The 20597-nt window shown below is 33.5% G+C and carries 15 protein-coding genes and 1 tRNA gene; 9 read left to right on the top strand and 7 right to left on the bottom strand.

What is annotated here, in order from left to right:
- Nucleotides 1-70 precede the first annotated feature (70 nt).
- From DMA14_RS20625 to DMA14_RS20635, 3 genes are read right to left on the bottom strand one after another with little or no spacing between them, the layout of a single operon-like run.
- Nucleotides 71-433, bottom strand: a complete 363-nt coding sequence (locus DMA14_RS20625) for a VOC family protein (RefSeq protein WP_111426392.1) — start codon at nucleotides 431-433, stop codon at nucleotides 71-73.
- Nucleotides 434-463: 30 nt separating this feature from the next.
- Complete coding sequence (locus DMA14_RS20630; protein ID WP_203418348.1) at nucleotides 464-1207, bottom strand: DUF2625 domain-containing protein; 744 nt, start codon at nucleotides 1205-1207, stop codon at nucleotides 464-466.
- 29 nt (nucleotides 1208-1236) lie between these two features.
- A complete protein-coding gene (locus tag DMA14_RS20635) occupies nucleotides 1237-3384 on the bottom strand; it encodes a cation:proton antiporter (RefSeq protein WP_111426393.1) in 2148 nt (715 codons plus the stop codon).
- Nucleotides 3385-3680: 296 nt separating this feature from the next.
- Here DMA14_RS20635 and DMA14_RS20640 point away from each other — a divergent pair, with 296 nt between their 5' ends.
- From DMA14_RS20640 to ypfJ, 8 genes are all read left to right on the top strand, one after another.
- Nucleotides 3681-5108 (top strand): L-serine ammonia-lyase, encoded by a 1428-nt coding sequence (locus DMA14_RS20640; protein WP_111426394.1) that lies wholly within the window; start codon nucleotides 3681-3683, stop codon nucleotides 5106-5108.
- Nucleotides 5109-5285: 177 nt separating this feature from the next.
- On the top strand, nucleotides 5286-6479 hold the full coding sequence (locus tag DMA14_RS20645) for an SH3 domain-containing protein (RefSeq protein WP_111426395.1): 1194 nt from the start codon (nucleotides 5286-5288) through the stop codon (nucleotides 6477-6479).
- Nucleotides 6480-6530: 51 nt separating this feature from the next.
- Entirely contained in the window at nucleotides 6531-7349 is an 819-nt protein-coding gene (panB, locus tag DMA14_RS20650; RefSeq protein WP_111366180.1) for a 3-methyl-2-oxobutanoate hydroxymethyltransferase, read from the top strand.
- Nucleotides 7350-7532: 183 nt separating this feature from the next.
- A complete protein-coding gene (locus DMA14_RS20655; protein WP_111426396.1) occupies nucleotides 7533-8222 on the top strand; it encodes an RluA family pseudouridine synthase in 690 nt (229 codons plus the stop codon).
- A 76-nt stretch (nucleotides 8223-8298) separates the two neighbouring features.
- Complete coding sequence (locus DMA14_RS20660) at nucleotides 8299-9627, top strand: aldehyde dehydrogenase (RefSeq protein WP_111426397.1); 1329 nt, start codon at nucleotides 8299-8301, stop codon at nucleotides 9625-9627.
- 120 nt (nucleotides 9628-9747) lie between these two features.
- Nucleotides 9748-10557 (top strand): hypothetical protein, encoded by an 810-nt coding sequence (locus tag DMA14_RS20665; RefSeq protein ID WP_111426398.1) that lies wholly within the window; start codon nucleotides 9748-9750, stop codon nucleotides 10555-10557.
- Nucleotides 10558-10646: 89 nt separating this feature from the next.
- Nucleotides 10647-14693, top strand: a complete 4047-nt coding sequence (locus tag DMA14_RS20670; RefSeq protein ID WP_111426399.1) for a PAS domain S-box protein — start codon at nucleotides 10647-10649, stop codon at nucleotides 14691-14693.
- Between the two features lie 166 nt (nucleotides 14694-14859).
- Nucleotides 14860-15714 carry a KPN_02809 family neutral zinc metallopeptidase gene (gene ypfJ / locus DMA14_RS20675; protein WP_111426400.1) on the top strand — a complete coding sequence of 285 codons (855 nt, stop codon included), beginning with the start codon at nucleotides 14860-14862 and terminating at the stop codon, nucleotides 15712-15714.
- 479 nt (nucleotides 15715-16193) lie between these two features.
- On the opposite strand, the gene DMA14_RS20680 is transcribed toward ypfJ, so the two are convergent.
- The 4 genes from DMA14_RS20680 to DMA14_RS20695 form a co-directional block, all read right to left on the bottom strand.
- Nucleotides 16194-16267 (bottom strand) — tRNA-His (locus tag DMA14_RS20680).
- Between the two features lie 79 nt (nucleotides 16268-16346).
- Nucleotides 16347-17063: a bacillithiol biosynthesis deacetylase BshB1 gene (bshB1, locus tag DMA14_RS20685; protein WP_111426401.1), complete on the bottom strand. Its 717-nt coding sequence runs from the start codon at nucleotides 17061-17063 to the stop codon at nucleotides 16347-16349.
- A gap of 90 nt (nucleotides 17064-17153) precedes the next feature.
- Nucleotides 17154-18218, bottom strand: coding sequence for a chorismate-binding protein (locus DMA14_RS20690; RefSeq protein WP_111426402.1), 1065 nt, complete (start codon nucleotides 18216-18218; stop codon nucleotides 17154-17156).
- 3 nt (nucleotides 18219-18221) lie between these two features.
- The gene (locus DMA14_RS20695) at nucleotides 18222-18653 is read right to left on the bottom strand and encodes a PaaI family thioesterase (RefSeq protein WP_012026684.1); all 432 of its coding nucleotides are present in this window, start codon (nucleotides 18651-18653) and stop codon (nucleotides 18222-18224) included.
- A gap of 247 nt (nucleotides 18654-18900) precedes the next feature.
- Between DMA14_RS20695 and DMA14_RS20700 the strand changes: the two genes are divergently transcribed.
- Nucleotides 18901-20412: a hypothetical protein gene (locus tag DMA14_RS20700; RefSeq protein ID WP_111426749.1), complete on the top strand. Its 1512-nt coding sequence runs from the start codon at nucleotides 18901-18903 to the stop codon at nucleotides 20410-20412.
- Nucleotides 20413-20597 lie beyond the last annotated feature (185 nt).

A 20597-nucleotide genomic window follows, 5' to 3' on the forward strand; every position in this document is an offset into this window, starting at 1 on the left:
GAATTTGTCAACTCTATAATTTGAATAATAATTGGTGGAAATTCGTGCAATTCGTGGCAAAAAATATTGCCTATTTAAACTTCCCAAAATGCCATAAAACTCCAGCTGGATCATGAAGAAAACACTCGCTTCCCCAATCTAAATATTTTATCGGAGTTAATTTTGCTCCTTCATATTTCTCGGGAAGATTCAAAGCTAAAAGTTCGTTGTAATAACGTTCAACATTATCAACTTCTAGAAAAATCATCGTGTTTTCAATCCAGCTTTTATCGTAATAATCTTGAAGATAAAAAGCGATTTCTCCCGTTTTAAAAACCGAAAAATTAGATTCTAAAACCGTTTCTTCAAATCCTAAATCGCGATAGAAACTTCTTGATATTTCAAAATTTTTAGAACCTATAAATGGACGTATTGACTTAGCATTGTGATTCATATTTATGTTCTTTTGAAATTATTTCAAGCTTTATTGTCCGAAACCAATTTGTTTTCTTAAATCAAGATTTAAATTGTATTGCTCTTGAATTGGGATAACTTTTCGTGTATTTTTATTAATATCACTTCCTTCAGCTGTCCATAAAAATGGATAAAAATTAAAAACTTCATCACCTTTTAACTTTGACACCTCTTCACGCCATCCATTCCATCTATTCCCTTCATAGAATTTATCCAAGTCATTATTAAAACAAAAACCTAAAAACTCCGAGTACGTAATATCAAGCGGTTCATATTCTAAATTATCAGGCGAGAAATAATAGATCTTTCCAAGATCATTTCCTAATCCGCCTCCATTCAATAAATAAAATCCGCCAATTGCGTCATCAGCAATCAGCAGGAAACTTGGTGTTTCGCCAAATTCATTAAATGATTTTCCTTTATTCCAATCTGGCAATGTTCTATTAAATTTTGAACTTCCAGAACCTAAAATTCTAATCCATCCATCATCTATTAAAAGACCACCTGTCATAAAAATTACAGCTCCCATAGTTGACCTTGTTGTAACTTGGGTTTTATACAAGGTCTCATTTGCTCTCGCTTGATCAACTGGTAGAATCTCTACTTTATTTTTTGCAGTTTTAATCCACTCTTCCACAATTGGCCAGCCTGGATCGGCTTTATCTATAAGTTCTTTTGTGCTTTTCATCTTATTCTGTGCACTTACTGTAAAAGTAATTGCGATCAATACAATTAACAGGACTTTTTGTTTCATTTATTCGATTTGCAGCTTTTAAAGATTGCCTAATTTTTCTTCAAAATACTTCCAATGCCTCGTCCAATCTGTTCTATAGCTTCAATTCCTTTTGCTAAAGGCGATGCCGTAAAATCTTCGTAAGCATCCATTGCGCTTTCTTTGCGATCGTCTTGCGGATAGACCAATATTACATTATTGCTGTCAAAATATTTCTCGAATTTCTGTGGCAATTTATCAAAAATAGACTGATACGAAACAGAGCCTTTTCTAGAAAGGTTGAAGACAACTAAATCAGTTGGTTTTATTTCGTCTGAGATACTTTCAAAATCTTCCCAATCCGAAACATTTTTGAATCCTAATTTTGCATTTAGTTTTAAATTATTAGCAAGCTGCTGAATGGTTTCATGCGTTTTGTATTCGGCATGAAGCACAATCGGAATGCTTAATTCCTGTGATAGACGGCATATTTTCTGAAGAAGCAAATGAAAACCAACGCCTCTTTCAGAAAATGGAGGGCAGATAAAAACCAGTCTTTTTTCTTCGATAAAATTTTTCTGAAACCTACAGATAAACAAAGTTTTATCAACATTATTGATTATCGAATCTACATTTTCTCCAAAAATTTTATCAATAAATCCTGTTTTTCTAGGCCATCCCACGATCACAATATCAGACATAATTTCTTTTGAAGTTCTGGCAATTCCACTCGCAGGATTATGATCAATTCTGGCAATGGTATTGATTTTAACTTCTGAAGCGGAACCCTGAATAACAAATTTATCAGCTGCTTTTCTGTACTTCAAAATATTTTTTTCCGCCTGATTATTATTAGGAACAATGGTCAGCAAAGTAACTGGGTTAGATGATTTTTTATCTTTTATCAAAAGCGCAAAATCTAGCAAACTTGCCGCTGCCGAGGTTTTAGCCAATGGAATAAGAATGTGTTCGTCTAAAATTTGATCTCTTCCTGTATCGTCATGTGAAAATTCTTCTTCACAGATTGCAATTTTCTTAGCAGCTTTTTCAGTAGCAAATGACGCCACAATACATGTAATCAGAATCAGGATAATTGTTCCGTTTAAGATATTTTCGTCTAAAATTTTAGCTTTATAACCCACCAGAATTACAGCTAAAGTTGCCGCTGCATGCGCACTGCTCAATCCGAAAATTAGCTGTCTTTCAGTTCTTGTATATTTAAAAACAATCTGAGTAAAAAATGCCGCAATCCATTTACCAAATATGGCTACTACACTTAAAGTTCCTGCTACAATTAAGGCAGTTGGTCCACTTAAAATAACGCTGACATCAACTAACATTCCTACTGAAATCAAGAAGAACGGAATGAATAATGAGTTTCCAATAAACTCAATTCTATTCATTAATGCCGAAGAATGCGGAATAAGCGGATTTAATGCCAAACCTGCTACGAAAGCACCTATGATTGGCTCTACTCCAGCTACTTCAGCCAAAAAAGCGGCAAAGAAAACGACAGAAAGCACAAAAATATAATGGGCATGTTTTTCACTCTCTAATTTCTTGAAAAACCATTTTGCAACACGTGGAATAATTACAAACATTATGGCAGAAAAAATAGCTAAAGAAATTATTAATTTTACCCAAAATGCTTGGTTTAAATTTCCCTGAGCGCTTCCCATAATTACAGCCAGAATAATCAAAACGGCAGTATCGGTCAAAATAGTTCCTCCAACGGTAATGGCAACCGCCTGATTTTTGGCAATTCCCAATTTACTTACAATAGGATACGCAACCAAAGTGTGAGTTGCAAACATACTAGCTGTCAAAAAACTAGCATTAAAATCATATTGAAGCAAATAAAAACAAACTGGAAATCCGATAGAAAGCGGTAGAATAAAGGTAAAAAGACCAAAGAGCAAACTCTTATTTCTGTTGGCTTTAAACTCATTCATATCCAATTCCAATCCTGCAATAAACATGATATACAAAAGTCCGATTGTCGAAAATAAATCGACCGCAGAGTTTTTTGCCAAAATATTTAATCCATGAGGTCCAATAATAACTCCCGAAATAATAAGTCCAATAATTCCTGGAATATTAATCTTTTTAAGTAAAATTGGTGAAAGCAGAATTATAAAAAGTATTAATGAAAAAATTAATACAGGGTTACTTAAAGGTAATTCGAATTCTTGTAATAGATGTCTGAAAAATTCTATCATATGGTAACTTTATCTTCTTGTGGCATTATAATTTGTAAAAAGACATTTTCAGAATTCAAACAAAATCCATGAAGTATTAATATTGACGAATCGAGTATTTCTAATAACTCGTTCTTTTACAAAAATACCTAAAAATAGCTAACTTTTTACGTAAAGCGCATATTAAGGTTTTAAATTTATTTCGTTGCCGAATTATTAAATTTTAATATCTTTTTTAACAAATATGCAAGATTAACATTCAAAAAATAATCATAATTGCATTATTCGATTATCTTTGTCTTAATAAAAATTGAACAATGGAAGAATGTATCTCTGTTTTTGATATGCTTAAAATTGGCGTTGGTCCTTCAAGCTCACATACTTTAGGTCCTTGGCGTGCTGCTGAACGTTTTCTTGAAGAGCTCAAAGACGAAGCAATTTTAGACGATATTACTAGAGTAAAAGTCGACTTATATGGCTCACTTTCTTTAACTGGAAAAGGCCACGCAACAGATCTTGCCGTAATGCTCGGATTGAGTGGACAAGATCCTGAATATATTCCTGTTGAAGATATCGCAGGAATTATTAAAAAAATCGAAACTACAAACGAAATCAATTTGGGTAACCAAAAAATGATTCCGTTCTTTTTTCTTCAAGACATTGTTTTCAATAAAGACTTTCTTCCGTTTCATGCCAACGGATTAAAATTTACAGCTTATAAATCGGATGACTCTGAATATGAATCAACTTTTTATTCTATCGGAGGCGGATTTGTTGTAAAAGAAGAGCGTACCAATGCTAAGGAAAAGAAAGCAATAAAATGTGCGTTTCCTTACCCAATTCAAAACGCAGCTGAATTATTGAATTATACGATTACTGAAAACAAGACAATTTCTGAAATTGTATATCAAAATGAAATTTCAATGCGTCCAGAAGCCGAAGTGCATTCTGAACTAATGCGTATTTGGAATACTATGCTGGAGTGTATGTACATTGGCTGCCACTCAGAGGGTATTCTTCCTGGCGGACTTCACGTGCGCAGAAGAGCTTTTGACATGCACCAAAATTTAATTGGATTATCAAATTATACTGACCCACAAAGCTGGCTGGAAGAAATTAGAAAAACTGAAGTTAAATTTCGCCAGATTTTAAAATGGGTTAGCTGTTTTGCACTTGCCGTGAATGAAGTAAATGCTTCTCTAGGTCGTGTTGTTACAGCTCCAACAAATGGAAGTTCTGGAGTAATTCCGGCCGTTTTAATGTATTATATGGTGATTGAAAACCATAGTGCAGGCGAAAAAGAAATCAAACAATTTTTGATGGTCGCTGGCGAAATCGGAAGTATCTTCAAAAAAGGATCTACTATTTCTGCAGCAATGGGCGGATGCCAGGCTGAGATAGGCGTTTCTTCTGCGATGGCTGCTGGAGCTTTATGCGAATTGATGGGCGGAACTCCTGCTCAGGTTCTTATGGCTGCTGAAATCGCAATGGAACATCATTTGGGTTTAACCTGTGATCCAATTGGAGGTTTGGTTCAGATTCCTTGTATTGAAAGAAATACAATGGGCGCAATTAAAGCGATAAATGCTGCTGAATTAGCTCTAGAAACTGATTCCAAAAATGCTAAAGTACCTTTAGACAAAGTGATTAACACGATGTGGGAAACAGCAAAAGACATGAATTCAAAATACAAAGAAACTTCTGAAGGAGGTCTTGCAGTTGCCGTAAATATGGCTGATTGCTAAAATATTTGTTTGCCACAGATTAAAAGGATTCGCACAGATTTTTTATTTCACGCAGATTTAAAAAGATTTAAGTAGATATTCGCAGATTTTTTATTTCAATCAGCTAGAATCTGCCAAATCTGCGTAAAAAAATCATTTTAATCCTTTTAATCTGTGGCAAAAAACAAAATCAACTTTATGAAAAAACTTTACTTCTTACTCTTTTTCTGCTCCATTCTACTTCATTCTCAAGAACGTTATTTTTTAAATTCAGACACAAGACTTTTCACTTCGCCTAATTCATCTGCAGATTTTTTAGGATATTTTAAGTATGGCGCTGAAGTCCGTTTGTTATCAGAAAATCAAAATGGCTGGTACAAAATACAAGCCGATAATTTGAGCGAAGGATATATCCAAGAAAAATATATCGCTAAAAGTCTTAATGCAAAAGATATAAAAATTAAAGATCCTAAGAACCCAATTCTTGAGGGCGGCGATGCTTACTATGGAGGCAATCATCTTTTTGTTCTCGCTGCAGGACTGAAAGCGAGAGCTTTGCCCGATAAGAGTTCAAAAATCAGAGAAATTTTATTTACCGGAGATCCTGTTCCCGTAAACTATCTTCCCATAAATCCTGATGAATGGGTAAATATAAATGGTAGTTTTAATGAAGAATATTCGAAACATACACTTAGAAAATTTCTTGGTTCAAGACCTAATTTTGATGCTCTTTTAAAAGAATTTGACAATCTTGATGCTAATGCTCTTAACGAACGTAAAACAGTTAGTGAAAGAATTGTAGAATTGGCTTGGAACAGCGAATACGCTAAACTTACACCAGCATATCAAAGATATTATGAAGTTGTAAAACAAATCAACGACCCAAAATTATTAGAAGAAACCGAACTAAATATGGCCTTAGCCAAAGGGCTTGCTAATCATAAATTAAACGAACAGATTATCGCATTTACTCAAAAATCGCATTATTCCTTAAAAGGATTTAAAACAAAATCGGTTACCATTTCTAAAACTGATTTGATTAAAACTATGGGAAATCCCAATAAAAAAGCTCAGATTTCAGACGAATGTGGTATTTACTTAAGTGATTTATTTTATTACTACCCAGATTTGGAAGTTTCTGTTGATGAAAAACAAAATCAAGGAGAAATCATTAAAGTTTTCATTAACGAAAACAATAAATTCATTGTAAATTCTAATGCTATTTTAGACCATACACTGTCTGAAAAAGCTTTCATTGAAAAATATGGAACTTATATTGAAGCTTCTCTAAAATCACCTCACATTTACAGTATTATAATGGAAGAGAGTCAATTTCGCTTAGAATTTAAAGACGGAAAACTATTTTCTGTCGAAATATTCTATTATTGCTGATTCCCCTTTTACAATTATTCAATACTTTTACATTATCAAAAAAACAATAAAATGTCAGTAGCAAAAAAAGATTATAAAAGAATCACAACAAAGTCATTAATTGAAATGAAAAGCAATGGAGAAAAAATCTCTATGCTTACTGCGTATGATTATACAATGGCTAAAATTGTTGATACCGCTGGTATTGATGTAATTTTAGTTGGTGATTCGGCATCAAACGTAATGGCTGGTCACGAAACTACTCTACCTATTACTTTAGATCAGATGATTTACCATGCTTCGTCTGTAGTTCGCGCTGTAGAAAGAGGTTTGGTTGTAGTTGACTTACCTTTCGGAAGTTATCAGTCAGATTCAAAAGAAGCCTTACGTTCTTCTATCAGAATCATGAAAGAAAGCGGTGCACATGCTGTAAAACTTGAAGGCGGAAAAGAAATTAAAGAGTCTATCAAAAAAATATTAAATGCTGGAATCCCTGTTATGGGACATTTAGGTTTAACTCCTCAGTCTATCTATAAATTCGGAACTTATACGGTTCGCGCTAAAGAAGAAGAAGAAGCTGAGAAGCTAATCGAAGATGCTCAAATGCTTGAAAAAGTAGGGTGCTTTGCTGTTGTTTTGGAAAAAATTCCAGCAGCACTTGCTAAAAAAGTAGCTGATAGTATTTCTATTCCTGTTATCGGAATTGGAGCTGGAGGCGGTGTTGATGGTCAAGTTTTAGTTATTCATGATATGTTAGGAATGAATAACGAATTCAGTCCGCGTTTCCTTCGTCGTTACTTGAATCTTTACGAAGAAATGACAAAAGCAATCGGACAATACGCTGCTGATGTGAAGTCTAGTGATTTCCCTAATGCTAATGAACAGTATTAATTTTTTTTTAAGGTACTAAGGTTCTGAGTTGCTAAGGTTCTAAGGTTTTTTTTAGATACAAAGAGGCAAAGTAACAAAGGTTCAAAGGTTTTATAAATTGCCTCCAGCTTTAGCTGGAGGTTTATTTTTAATCCTCCTTAAAGGCTTTAGCCAAATCTACACATATAATTCGAAATTCTCATCATGAAAATTATTTCTACCAAAGACAATTTACAAGTTTTACACGAAGACAATCACATTATTGTGGTTAACAAACGTGTGGGAGATATTGTGCAGGGAGATAAAACTGGCGACAAGCCATTATCTGATGTAGTAAAAGAATACATTAAGACAAAATACAACAAACCTGGAGATGTTTTCTTGGGTGTTATTCATCGTTTGGATCGACCTACAACAGGAATTGTAGTTTTTGCTAGAACCAGTAAAGCTTTATCTCGAATGAACGAATTGTTCAGCAATCGAGAAACTAAAAAGACATATTGGGCTGTTGTAAAGAATAAACCTAATGAAGCTTCAGCCAAATTGGTTCATTATTTAAAACGAAACGAAAAAAACAATACTTCAAAAGCACATTTAAAAGAAGTTCCCGATAGCAAATTAGCAAGTTTAGATTATACCATAATTAAAGAACTTCAAAATTATACTGCGCTCGAAATCAATTTACATACAGGGCGTCATCACCAAATTCGTGCTCAATTATCCGCAATTGGTTCTCCGATTAAAGGTGATCTCAAATACGGTGCAGACCGAAGCAATCCCGATGGCGGAATTCATCTTCACGCCCGAAAACTAACTTTTACACATCCTGTTTCTAAAGAAAACATTACTATTATCGCGCCTACTCCAGACGACCCGATTTGGAATGCTGTATGATTTTTATGATTTAATTGTTAAATTTTTAAATTTTATCGATTAACTTGCATGGAGTAAAAAACAAGCTAATCGGAAAATGGACTTCAAAAACGACATCGGGTATCGAAAGGAAACTCTAAAAAAGTTATTATACAATATTCAGAAAAGTGAAGATTTAATCGTAAAAGCTTTACATGATGACTTTAAAAAACCAGAGTTCGAAGCTGTTTTAACCGAAACCAATTATGTAATTTCGGAGCTTAAAGATGTTATAAAAAACATCAATAAATGGGCAAAACCTGAACGTGTCTTTCCATCTATTCTTAATTTTCCTTCTAGCGATTATATCTACAAAGAGCCTTACGGAGATGTATTGATTATTGCTCCTTGGAATTATCCTTTTCAGCTTGCTTTATGCCCATTGGTTGCTGCAGTTGCTGCAGGAAATCGAGTAGTTTTAAAGCCTTCTGAACTTACACCCCATACCTCTGCCGTAATTGCAAAAATTATAGAAAAAACTTTTCATATTAATCATGTTGAAGTTTTTGAAGGCGGAATCGAAGTTTCTAATAAACTGCTGGCACAACGTTGGGATTATATCTTTTTTACTGGAAGCGTCGCTGTAGGTAAAATTGTTGCAAAAGCAGCAGCTGAAAATTTAACTCCAGTTACACTCGAATTGGGAGGAAAAAATCCATGTGTTATTGATGAAACTGCCAACTTAAAACTTGCAGCCAAACGAATTGTTTGGGGAAAATTCATTAATGCTGGTCAGACTTGCATTGCTCCCGATTATATTCTGATTCAGAAAAATATGAAGGTGAATTTCATTTCGTATTTAATTGAAGAAATCATTAAAGCTTACGGCAAGAAAATTGACAAATCTCCTGATTTTGCTCGAATTATAAATACAAAAAACTGGTACCGACTGACCAATATGATTCAGAACGAGCATATTTTATTTGGAGGAGAAAGCGATGCCAACAAACTTTATATCGCACCAACGCTTCTTGAAGAGCCAGATTTAGATAGTCCCGTTATGAAAGAAGAAATCTTTGGTCCCATTCTGCCGATTTTAGTTTACGAAAATGAAAACGACATCGAAAAGGTTGTCAGCCGTTACGAGAAACCTCTTTCGTTTTATATTTTTAGCGAAAATAATTCATTTACACAGAAACTAATTTCAAAATACTCTTTCGGAGGTGGTTGTATCAATGATTCTGTCATTCATTTTTCTAATAATAGATTGCCTTTTGGCGGTGTCGGCCATAGCGGAATTGGAGCATATCATGGTAAACGAAGCTTTGATACATTTTCGCATCATAAAGCAATTGTAAAAAAAGGAAACTGGCTAGATTTACCAATGCGTTATGCACCATATAAAAACAAACTAGCTTCTATAAAAAGGATTTTAGACTGGCTATAAATCAGTTAAAAACATTTCGGAATGTTTTATAGATTTTTATATAGAATTGATTAAAAATATTATATTTACGTCAAGATACCTTTCAAATATTATAAGTCTATAAAACAATTCTACATACAAATGAAATCTACACGTGATCAAATTGAAGACATTAAAAGAAATGGCTTTTCCCTTGATTTTTCTACAGTTTTTAACCACGCTTTCGAAAACTATAAAAAAATAGCTCTTTATTCGGGACTTATCATTTTGGTCTTAACCATTATCATTGTGATGGCGTATGTAGGGATATTGATCGCTTATTTTGGAATCGAAAGCCTAAAGCAAGATTATCTAAAGGAATTCGCAAATCAAAATTTTACAGCTGTTGAGCTTTTAGTCCAAACTATCGGATTTTCTGTGCTAGCAGCATTAATAGCTCCTTTTGGCGCAGGATTTTTAAAAATGGCAGATTCTGCAGATAAAGATATTGAATTTAATGTCTCTACGATGTTCTGCTATTACAAAGGAAAATATTTTGCACAGATTTTCATCGCTGCTATTATCGCCGCTATTACAGGGAACTTAATTTCTAATTTAATTAGAAGTTTAAATATTCCATTTGGAGAATTAATTGCATTTGCAATTCCCTACATTATATCTTATTTCGTTTATTTATCAACCCCTCTAATTATCTTTGGAAATTTAACAGGAATAGAATCCTTAAAAGCTAGCATTATTATAGTTACTAAAAATCCGCTAAATATATTTGCATTTTTCATCATAGGTTTTTTGGGTGCTTTAGTAGGGCTTGTAGCATGCTGTGTAGGAATAATATTTACTGCAGTTTTTAACAGTTCAATGCAATATGCTACATATTTTGCCATTTTTGGAACACAATCTGAAGAAGAAGAAGATTCAATTGATTCAATCGGAAAATACAATGTAGATTAAAATAGAAAATTCTTAATTATAGAGAATCTAACCACTTCTTTTCAAGAATTTTCAAACGCTATTTACTTAACTAACATACCCCAAATTCTATGGCCGCAAACTATAGTATTTTCAATTCGGTTATCTCAGGAATTTCCGCTAGTGGAAGTGCCTTTGAATCAATTATGACCGGATGGTATGTATTTAATCCTGATATTATTTATTACAACAACCATAAACTTGTTGTTTTAGGGTTATCGCTCTTTGCTTTTCTGTCGCTTTTGGTGTATCAATTTTTCAAAATCAAAGCAAAAATTGGGTATTTCATAGAAAAAAAGAAAGAACAAGATACTGTTAGCAGAGAATATCAGCTTTATATTTTATTTTTTGGCATTGCGGTAATTGTTATCGAAATTATCAATGAAATCTTCAAAATTAGACCCAAAAGCCTATTGGTAGTTAATGTTCTCATTGGCTTTTTTGTTCTTTTTATTTACACTATAACAAATAGAATCAAATGGGTAAGAGATAAAATTCAGCAGATTTTTATTTCTTGCTTCTTTATTTATATCAGTTATGTCGCTTACAACATTGTTACCTTAAGAAATGATGTTGTACCTATAATTGTTTTTCTGATTTCTTTTTTCTTTTCGTACAACATCCTCAAGCCTATAAAAATTTACTGGACTTTTATCGGATTAACCTTTGCTTTTTTAATTGCGACGTTAGCATTTCACCTTATTCCAATAAAATCCTCTATTTTATTGCTTAACTTCTGCATTCTGATTTTCATTATAAATCAGGTAAAATATGCTGTTTTATTAAACAATCGTGACAATTTTAGATTTGCAAATGAAATAGTTCACAAAGGAAATTCACTTACAATAGCCTCCAATCAAAAAAGCGAAATTCTTTTTTGCAGCGAAACCATAACTCCCATTTTAGGCTATCTGCCCGAAGAAGTTATGGGAGTAAAATTCTGGGAATTAACTGAGGATTCAGAAGAAAAATTAGATCCGATCAAAAATCATGAAAACAAGCTGTACATCAGGAAATTAAAAACAAAAAGTGGCGAATACAAATATATCCAATGGAAAGATAAAAAGTTCTCAGAAGATTTAATCATAAGTATCGGACAAGATGTTACAGAGCAGGTTATCGTTCAGGATCAATACAAAAATCTAATTCAGACCGCAACCGATATCATTTTTGAAATTGACGCAGAAGGTTATTTTACTTTCATCAATGAATTTGGCTTTTCTACTCTTGGCTATACTGAAAATGAAATCATTAAAAAACACTATTCTAATTTTATTCACGAAAACTACATCACCAGTGCAGTAGATTTTTATGAAAATTTAGTGCTAAATGAAAATAATTATCCAATTATTGAAATTCCAATTCTGAAGAAAAACGGAGAAGAAATATGGATTTCGCAAAAGATTATTGTACGCAAAAATGATTTAGGATTAACAACTGGCTTTTCTGGAATTGCAAGAGATATTACCGAAAAAAAGAATATCGAAAAGGAGAAAAAAAGACGTCTTAAAAAAATTGAGGCCTATAATAGTTCAACCAAAAAATTATCTACTACAGACTTTAGCAAATATAACGAACTAAACACAATCATTGATTTAATACTAAAAGAAGCTGCTATAATAAGCAATGTCAATCGTGTAAGTTTCTGGAAATATGACAATGACCTCATAACTTGCAAAAATCTTTTTAGCCTTGACAATCAAAGTGTAAGTGACAAAAATATTTTAAACAAGGAATCCTATCCTATTTATTTTGAAACACTAAACAACAAAGCCATTATAAATGCTCCAGATGTATTCAACAAACTGGAAACATCTGAATTTCAAAAACTTTACTTTACAAAAAACGACATAAAATCAATGCTGGATGTGCCTATTTTCTTGACAGGACAATTGACAGGTGTGGTCTGTTTTGAAAGCACGGAACATAAACGCGAATGGGACAATGAAGACATTAACTATGCCAGAACCATTTCAGATGTAATTTCGCTTGCCATTTCTTCACAAATGCGATTAGAGGCAGAAAGAAAATTAGAACTTAAGGGACAGCTTTTGTCTGCACTTTCTTTGTGTACCGAAAAGTTTCTGCTAAGCAAAACTACTCATCAGATGTTTGAAGAAACGTATAACATTATTGGAAAAGCAGCCAAAGTAGATCACATGTACTACTACGAAAAAGATGCTATTTACAATACTGTAAGCCAGAAATACAAATGGTCGCGTGAAGGGGTTACGCATCAGATCACGCCATTGCGATCTATGACCGAAGAAAATCTGCGAGAGATTTACGATGCCGCATCACAAAGAAAAATCCTAAATACGCTAACCCGAAACCTTAATGACGGTTTTTTCAAAAAGCTTCTGATCGATAACGAAATTCAGTCGATTTTAATTTTACCAATTTACATAAATGACATTTTCACTGGTTTTATTGGCTTTGATGATTGCACGACAGAAAGAGAATGGTCTGAGGACGAAATTAATATCTTTCAGGTTTTAGCAAATAACATTTCGTCTGCATTAGAAAGAAACCGAAATGAAACTAAAATTATCCAAAGCGAGGAAAAATTCAAATTGATTGCCAACAATATTCCTGGAACGGTTTATTTATCAAAATTTGACGCTTTCTCGACCAAAATATTCTTAAACGACGAAGTCTCAAACCTTACAGGATATTCAAAATCTGAATTTATTGAAAATAATTTATCTTTTCTATCGTTAATTCATCCTGATGATAAAGAAGATGTAATTAACAATCAAATCGATAATCTCCAAAACGGAATGCCTTTGCATAATGTCTATCGCATTAAGCGCAAAAGCGGAGAGTATATTTGGATAGAAGAATTTGGAGACGTAATTAAGCGAAATGATGAAATTGAATTTGTTGGCGGAATTTATTTTGATATTACAAGCAAAAAAGAAATTGAAGATGCCATAAAAGCCAAACAGCTGGCAGAAGCCGCAAGCAAATCAAAATCTGACTTTTTAGCCAATATGTCTCACGAAATTAGAACTCCTCTAAACGGAATTATTGGTTTTACACATTTATTAATGAAAACAGATTTAGAGGAAATTCAAGAAAAATACATGACCACAATTAACCAATCGGCTCATTCTCTTCTTGAAATTATTAATGACATTTTAGATTTCTCAAAAATTGAGGCTGGAAAATTAGAGCTCTTTATTGACTTATATGATATCAAAAAAATCTTAGGACAAATTTTTGATTTAATTATCTACGAATCCAACAAAAAGAATCTAGAACTTGAGTTGAATATAGATCCTGAAGTTCCAAAATATATCTGGACAGATATTGTCCGCATCAAACAGATTTTGATCAACCTACTTTCTAATGCAGTTAAATTTACAACTGAAGGCTCCATCAAATTAAATGTTTCCGTTTTAGAAAAAAACAAAAACAACAATTGTGTCATTCGCTTTGCGGTTATCGATACTGGAATTGGTATTTTGGAAAAAAATCAGAAAAGAATTTTCAGAGCCTTTTCTCAGGAAGACAGTTCTACAACCAGAAAATTTGGAGGAACTGGATTAGGTTTAACCATATCTAATCAGTTGCTTGCTTTAATGGAAAGCCGTTTACAGCTTGAAAGCAAAATTGACGAAGGAAGCACTTTTTTCTTTGATTTGAATTTAAAGACCAGCAACCAGAGCATTAATGATAAATACAATACCGAACTCAAAAGTTTAAACATCAATCTGGATTCTGATGAAATAGAAACAAACGGTAACAATATTACTTTTTTAATTGTGGAAGACAACAAAGTAAACATGCTTCTTCTTAAGACAATTATAAAAAATCTGTACAATAATGCTTTTATTTTCGAATGTGAAAATGGGTACGAAGCCATTCAGCAATTTGAAAAAATTAATCCGACCATTATTTTTATGGATATTCAGATGCCAATTATGAATGGTTACGAAACAGCCAAAGCAATTAGAAATACTAAAAAAGGACGCGATGTTCCAATAATAGCCGTTACTGCTGGCGCAGAAAAAGAAGAACGAAACAAATGCATTTCTGCAGGAATGGACGATTACATTTCTAAACCAATTATGAAAGGAAGTGTTGAAGAAGCTTTAATTAAATGGCTGGGATAATTTTTTAGTTGTAAGTCGCAGTCGCAGTTTTCAGTTTCAGATTGTTTGCTGGCACTGAAAAGTGTGACCAAAAACTAAACATTAGCGTTTCAATTGTAAAATTTATCATAAAAAATCTATAAATTCGTACAACGTTTCAATCAAAAAATAAAAAAAACAATTCAATATGAAATGGCAAGGCAGAAGACAAAGTGATAATGTCGAAGACAGAAGATCAATTTCCGGCGGGGGTAAAGCAATAATTGGCGGTGGAGTTATCGGAATCATTGTTTTACTGCTTAATGTTTTTGGCGGTGAAACTGGCCAGCAGATAGCACCAATTCTAGAACAAATGCAAGGCGGTCAAGGCCAACAGACAGAAGCCGCAGCGCCTTTAAGCAAAGAAGACGAAGAAATGGGGAATTTTGTGAGAGTTGTTTTAGCAGATAACGAAGATATTTGGAGTAAAGTTTTTGCAGAAAATGGCATGACATACGAAAAGCCAAAATTAGTGCTTTTTAAAGGTAGCGTACAAACTGCCTGCGGAGGCGCATCATCAGCCTCTGGTCCGTTTTATTGCCCAGGAGACAGAAAAGTATATATGGATTTAGGTTTCTTTGAGGAGCTAAAAAGTAAATTTGGCGCAAAAGGTGGCGATTTTGCCATTGCTTATGTTATTGCCCATGAAATTGGTCACCACATACAAACTTTGCTCGGTACGTCTGCAAAAATGCGTCAGGAACAGCAAGGAAAAAGTGAAGCAGAAGCTAATAAATTATCTGTTGCTTTAGAACTACAAGCTGACTTCTACGCTGGTGTTTGGGCACATTACAATCAAGAAAATCTAGATGTTGGCGATATCGAGGAAGCATTAAGTGCAGCAAACGCCGTTGGAGACGACGCAATTCAAAGTAAAATGCAAGGACATGTAGTTCCAGATTCTTTTACCCATGGAACTTCAGAACAAAGAATGTATTGGTTTAAGAAAGGTTATAAAACGGGCGATATTAAACAAGGTACTACATTTGAAGAAATTCGATAATACATAAACCAAATATAATAACCACCAGAAAAGCACAACTTAAGCAGTTGTGCTTTTTTAATTTCCAATATTCTAAAAATTCCAAACTCTTTAAGATTAGATTCAAAATAAAAAATTCCAAATTCCAAACTTTAATTTCAGTGAAGAACTAGTAATCACAAAAATGATTTCATATACTCCTTAAATTACCCATTAGCATATGAAAACATAACAAGCGGCTTCAACCGCTGGAACACAACGATTGCGCGATCCATGCCCTTACATATGCGAACGTTCCCGTGGTTGAAACCACGGGCTATATTTAAACATTTGGAATTAAAAATAGATCAAAATTTTAGATATTAAAAAATTTTGACCCCCTCCTCTTTTTAAACCAAGTAATTTTCAGTCTTACTCTAAAATAATCTTATATAACTTATATGGTTCACAAAATTAAACGCACAAAAAAAGCCTTGAATTTCTTCAAGGCTTTAAATCTGGGTGGCTGACCGGGTTCGAACCGGCGACCCGCGGCACCACAAACCGCTACTCTAACCAGCTGAGCTACAACCACCATTTTTCTGCTTAGCGAGTGCAAATATAGAACAAAGGTTGAGTTCTACAAAGAAAAAAATGAAAAATTTTTATAAAAATTATATCAAATTTTCTAAACTATTGACTGCCAAACACCTTTCAACTGTAAAACCTTCAGCAAAATCTTTACCAACAAGTCTTCCTAAGTCTTTTGCACGATAATTTAAGCTTTCAAAGAAGTTTTTGCTGGTAATTGGTGTTGCAGGTTCATTTGAATTCGGATCATAAAATTGGGTTTTATAAGCCATAATCGCTTCTACTTTCTTTTCTTCGAATCCTGTAATATCAACAACGAAGTCTGGAGTAATATTTTTCCACTGAATATAATGATATACAACTTTAGGTCTCCATGCTTCTTGTTTTTCACCATCAACGATAGTTTCAATTTTCATTAATCCTGAAAGAAAGCAAGCATCAGAAACTAATTTACTTCCTTTTCCATGATCAATGTGGCGATCGTCAATTGCATTGCACAAAACAATTTCTGGTTTATACTTACGAATCATTTTAATGACTTCTAATTGATGTTTTTCATCATTAACGAAAAATCCGTCGCGCATTGCTAAATTTTCACGAACAAGAACTCCTAAAATCGCGGCGGCGTCTTTTGCTTCTTGATCTCTAATTTCTGCAGTTCCACGAGTTCCTAACTCACCACGCGTTAAATCTACAATACCTACTTTTTTACCAAGTGATACTTCTTTTAAAATGGTTCCAGCACAACCTAATTCTACATCGTCTGGATGTGCGCCAAAGGCTAATATGTCTAATTTCATTTACTTTTTGTTTCAAGTTTCAAGTTTCAGGTTTTAAGTTGTCACCAGAACGTGAAACTTGAAACCTGAAACTTGAAACAATTTAATAAGCTATTTTCTCAAAACTCTTTTCATCGTCATCGATTTGTTGACGCTTTCTTCCCATTCTTTTTCGGGAACGCTTTCTTTTGTGATTCCGCAGCCCATATACAGAATGGCTTTATTTTCCTTAATCTGCATGCATCGTAAATTTACAAATAAATCAGAACTTGCATTATTCCCTGCAAAAGTGCTGTTTAATTCACCTAGAAAACCAGTATAGAAAGTTCTATCGTAGTTTTCATTTTCCAAAATGAATGCTTTCGATTTCTTTTTGGGAAGTCCACAAACGGCAGGCGTTGGATGCAAGGTATCTATTACTTCTTCTAAAGTCGAATTATCTTTTAAAACACCAGAAATATCAGTTTTAATATGCCAGATTGATCCTGCTTTTAAACTGTATGGTTCAGAAACTACAACCGAAGCCGTAAACTCTCGAAGTCTTTTTACGATAAAATCAGTTACAAATTGCTGTTCGTCTTTTTCTTTTTGTTGCCAAACAATTTCTGTTTCCTGATTATCTTTCTGCGTTCCTGCCAAAGCCATTGTCTCAAAAACATTTCCGTTTGCTTTTAAGAGTTTTTCAGGCGTTGCTCCCATCCAAAGTCCGATTTTAGGATGAAAGAAACAATAACAGAAAGTCGCGGGATATAATTGAACCAAATACTGAAAAGTTTCGATGAAGTCAAATTCGGCCAAAGGAACTTCTTCACTTCTTGATAAAACTACTTTTTTGAATTCTTCATTTTTAATCGCTTGAATTCCCTTAGCAACTAAATATTCATATTGAGACTTAGCTTCTAGATCAAAACTAAAATCGTCTATTTCAATTGGTTCGAAAGAAGTTTTTTCTTTTTCAGCAGTAATAATTTCCGATTCATTTTCAGGAATCAGCACCAGCTGTTTTTCATCAAAAGAAGCAAAAACAAACCCTTTTTCGCTGTAATCAGAAACGGTATTTAAATTATTGTTCTGTTGTAAAATCCCAACAAAATTTGTTGAGTTAGGTTTTGAATAAAGTACAAAAGGTAAATTTTGTTCTTTATGATTTTTAATTTTTAAGAAAAATGGATTCATAATTTACTCACTTTTCTTTCTATCCAAAACCATATTCGTCAGTTTGCAAAGCGAAACCAAGTTTCCTTCTTCATCGGTAATTTTAATTTCCCAAAGATGAAGGCTTCTTCCTTTGTGAATAATTCTGGCTGTTCCAAAAACATAACCTTCACGAATACTTTTTAGATGATTTGCCGAAATTTCGATACCTCTTACCTCCTGCTCTTTCGGGTTAATAAAAAAGAATGAAGCCGCACTTCCAACGCTTTCTGCTAAAGCTACAGAGGCGCCTCCATGCAACAATCCCATTGGTTGATGAACGCTTGGATTTACAGGCATTTTTGCAGTTAAAAAATCTTCTCCGGCGTCGATATATTCAATTTTCAGCGTTTCCATTAATGTATTTTTAGAAAACTCATTACAGCGCGCTAAAATCTGTTCTTTTGTATAATTCATTAAAATAAACTTTAAAAACGTAAAATTAAAGAAAGATAAGACATAAATCTAAAATTCGGATTCTAAAATTAAAAATCAATTATGAACTTGTCAGTTTTTTGCTATTTTTACAAAAACAATCAAATCTTTGGCTAAGATTTTTTCGCCACAGATTACACAGATTAACACAGATTTATTTTTTATCTCATTACGGAAAATCTTTTTAATCCTTTTAATCTGTGGCAAAAAAAAAAAAAGAAAAACAACAATGCGTCAATACTTTTCAATCTTCGTTCTGGGTTTAATTTTAGCGTTCAGCTCTTGCCGAACTGACTTTGATACTGTTGCCAGTTCCGGAGATTTGAAGTTCTCAAAAGACACCGTTTATTTGGATACTGTTTTTAAAAACATAGGTTCAAGCACTTATCAATTGAAAGTTTATAACCGAAGCAAAAACGATATTTCGATTCCGACTGTTCAATTTAAAAAAGGCTTGAATTCTAAATACAGAATGACGGTTGACGGAATGAGTGGCAACGAAGGAAAGATTTTTAAAGATGTTACGCTTTTAGCAAAAGACAGTTTGTACATTTTTATAGAAACTACAGCAGATATCACAGACGCCAATCCATCAGATTTTTTATATACCGATGAAATTCAGTTTGACAGCGGCGCTAATCTTCAAGAAGTTGCTTTGGTAACCTTAATTCAAGATGCGGTTTTCTTATATCCCAACCAAAATCCTGACGGAACCAAAGAAAAAATTAAAATCGACGGCAAAGATGTTGATGGATTTTATTTAAGCGAAAATGATCCAACAAACGGAAACGAACTTCTTTTTACAAATGACAAGCCTTATGTGATTTACGGATATGCAGGTGTTCCTGAAAACAAAACAGTAGCCTTTGAAGCTGGCGCAAGAGTTCATTTTCACGCCAATTCTGGATTGTATGTTAGCAATAAAGCCTCTCTAGAAATTAATGGAACAACTTCTACAACTGATAAACTCGAAAACGAAGTGATTTTTGAAGGCGATCGTTTAGAATCACTTTATTCCGATATTCCAGGACAATGGAAATCGGTTATTTTTGAGAAAGGAAGTATGAATCATTCTATTAATCATCTGACTTTAAAAAATGCCGTTACTGGTTTAGAATTCAGAAGTCCATTAAATACAATTGAAATTAAAAATTCGCAGATTTATAATTGTGTCGAGTACGGAATCTTAGCTCAAAACGCTCAAATTATTGGAGAAAACATAGCCATTAATTATGCTGGATTAGCTAGTTTATCTTGTGTTTATGGCGGAAACTACAAATTTACGCATTGCACTTTCAACAACAACTGGTCGACACCTTCTCAATTTGCGGTTAACTTAAGTAATTCTTTGGCAGGGGCAACTCCAGAAACCAATCCGCTTACTCAGGCAACTTTTAATAATTGCATTATTTACGGTTCGGCTACAAATGAATTTAATTTAGATAAAAATACAAGCGCGCCATTTGTATATCAATTAAACAATTGTCTACTAAAATTTAGTAGCTCAACTAAAGATCCTAATTATCAATTTAAAACCGATACAGAACATTACACGAATATTATTCTGAATGAAAATCCGAAATTTTATAATGTTTCTGAAAACAAATTAAATATTGATAAAACTTCTGCCGCTTTCGCGAAAGGGAATCAGGCCTATATAATTCCAACAGATATTTTAGGAATTGCAAGAACTTCGCCTCCAGATTTGGGTGCTTATCAGAGTCAGGATTTCCCTAAATGATGATTTTGCCACGAAGGTTTTTTATGTCACAAAGTATATCGTAGAGACGCACTGCAGTGCGTCTACGCAACGAATATCCACAATACCTTAGACGCACTGCGATTCAATATTTGAACCAAAATCTAATCTTTATCAAGCCTCTTGCAAAGATTGGCGACATTCTGTGCAGAGCTACCTGTGGAGAT

It is taken from the genome of Flavobacterium sharifuzzamanii, from assembly GCF_003254585.1.
GTDB lineage: Bacteria > Bacteroidota > Bacteroidia > Flavobacteriales > Flavobacteriaceae > Flavobacterium > Flavobacterium sharifuzzamanii.

Bases quoted from the DNA above. Each gene is read 5' to 3' on its own strand.
- DMA14_RS20625 (WP_111426392.1), bottom strand. From the start codon at position 433: ATGAATCACAATGCTAAGTCAATACGTCCATTTATAGGTTCTAAAAAT.
- DMA14_RS20630 (WP_203418348.1), bottom strand. From the start codon at position 1,207: ATGAAACAAAAAGTCCTGTTAATTGTATTGATCGCAATTACTTTTACA.
- DMA14_RS20635 (WP_111426393.1), bottom strand. From the start codon at position 3,384: ATGATAGAATTTTTCAGACATCTATTACAAGAATTCGAATTACCTTTA.
- DMA14_RS20640 (WP_111426394.1), top strand. From the start codon at position 3,681: ATGGAAGAATGTATCTCTGTTTTTGATATGCTTAAAATTGGCGTTGGT.
- DMA14_RS20645 (WP_111426395.1), top strand. From the start codon at position 5,286: ATGAAAAAACTTTACTTCTTACTCTTTTTCTGCTCCATTCTACTTCAT.
- panB (WP_111366180.1), top strand. From the start codon at position 6,531: ATGTCAGTAGCAAAAAAAGATTATAAAAGAATCACAACAAAGTCATTA.
- DMA14_RS20655 (WP_111426396.1), top strand. From the start codon at position 7,533: ATGAAAATTATTTCTACCAAAGACAATTTACAAGTTTTACACGAAGAC.
- DMA14_RS20660 (WP_111426397.1), top strand. From the start codon at position 8,299: ATGGACTTCAAAAACGACATCGGGTATCGAAAGGAAACTCTAAAAAAG.
- DMA14_RS20665 (WP_111426398.1), top strand. From the start codon at position 9,748: ATGAAATCTACACGTGATCAAATTGAAGACATTAAAAGAAATGGCTTT.
- DMA14_RS20670 (WP_111426399.1), top strand. From the start codon at position 10,647: ATGGCCGCAAACTATAGTATTTTCAATTCGGTTATCTCAGGAATTTCC.
- ypfJ (WP_111426400.1), top strand. From the start codon at position 14,860: ATGAAATGGCAAGGCAGAAGACAAAGTGATAATGTCGAAGACAGAAGA.
- bshB1 (WP_111426401.1), bottom strand. From the start codon at position 17,063: ATGAAATTAGACATATTAGCCTTTGGCGCACATCCAGACGATGTAGAA.
- DMA14_RS20690 (WP_111426402.1), bottom strand. From the start codon at position 18,218: ATGAATCCATTTTTCTTAAAAATTAAAAATCATAAAGAACAAAATTTA.
- DMA14_RS20695 (WP_012026684.1), bottom strand. From the start codon at position 18,653: ATGAATTATACAAAAGAACAGATTTTAGCGCGCTGTAATGAGTTTTCT.
- DMA14_RS20700 (WP_111426749.1), top strand. From the start codon at position 18,901: ATGCGTCAATACTTTTCAATCTTCGTTCTGGGTTTAATTTTAGCGTTC.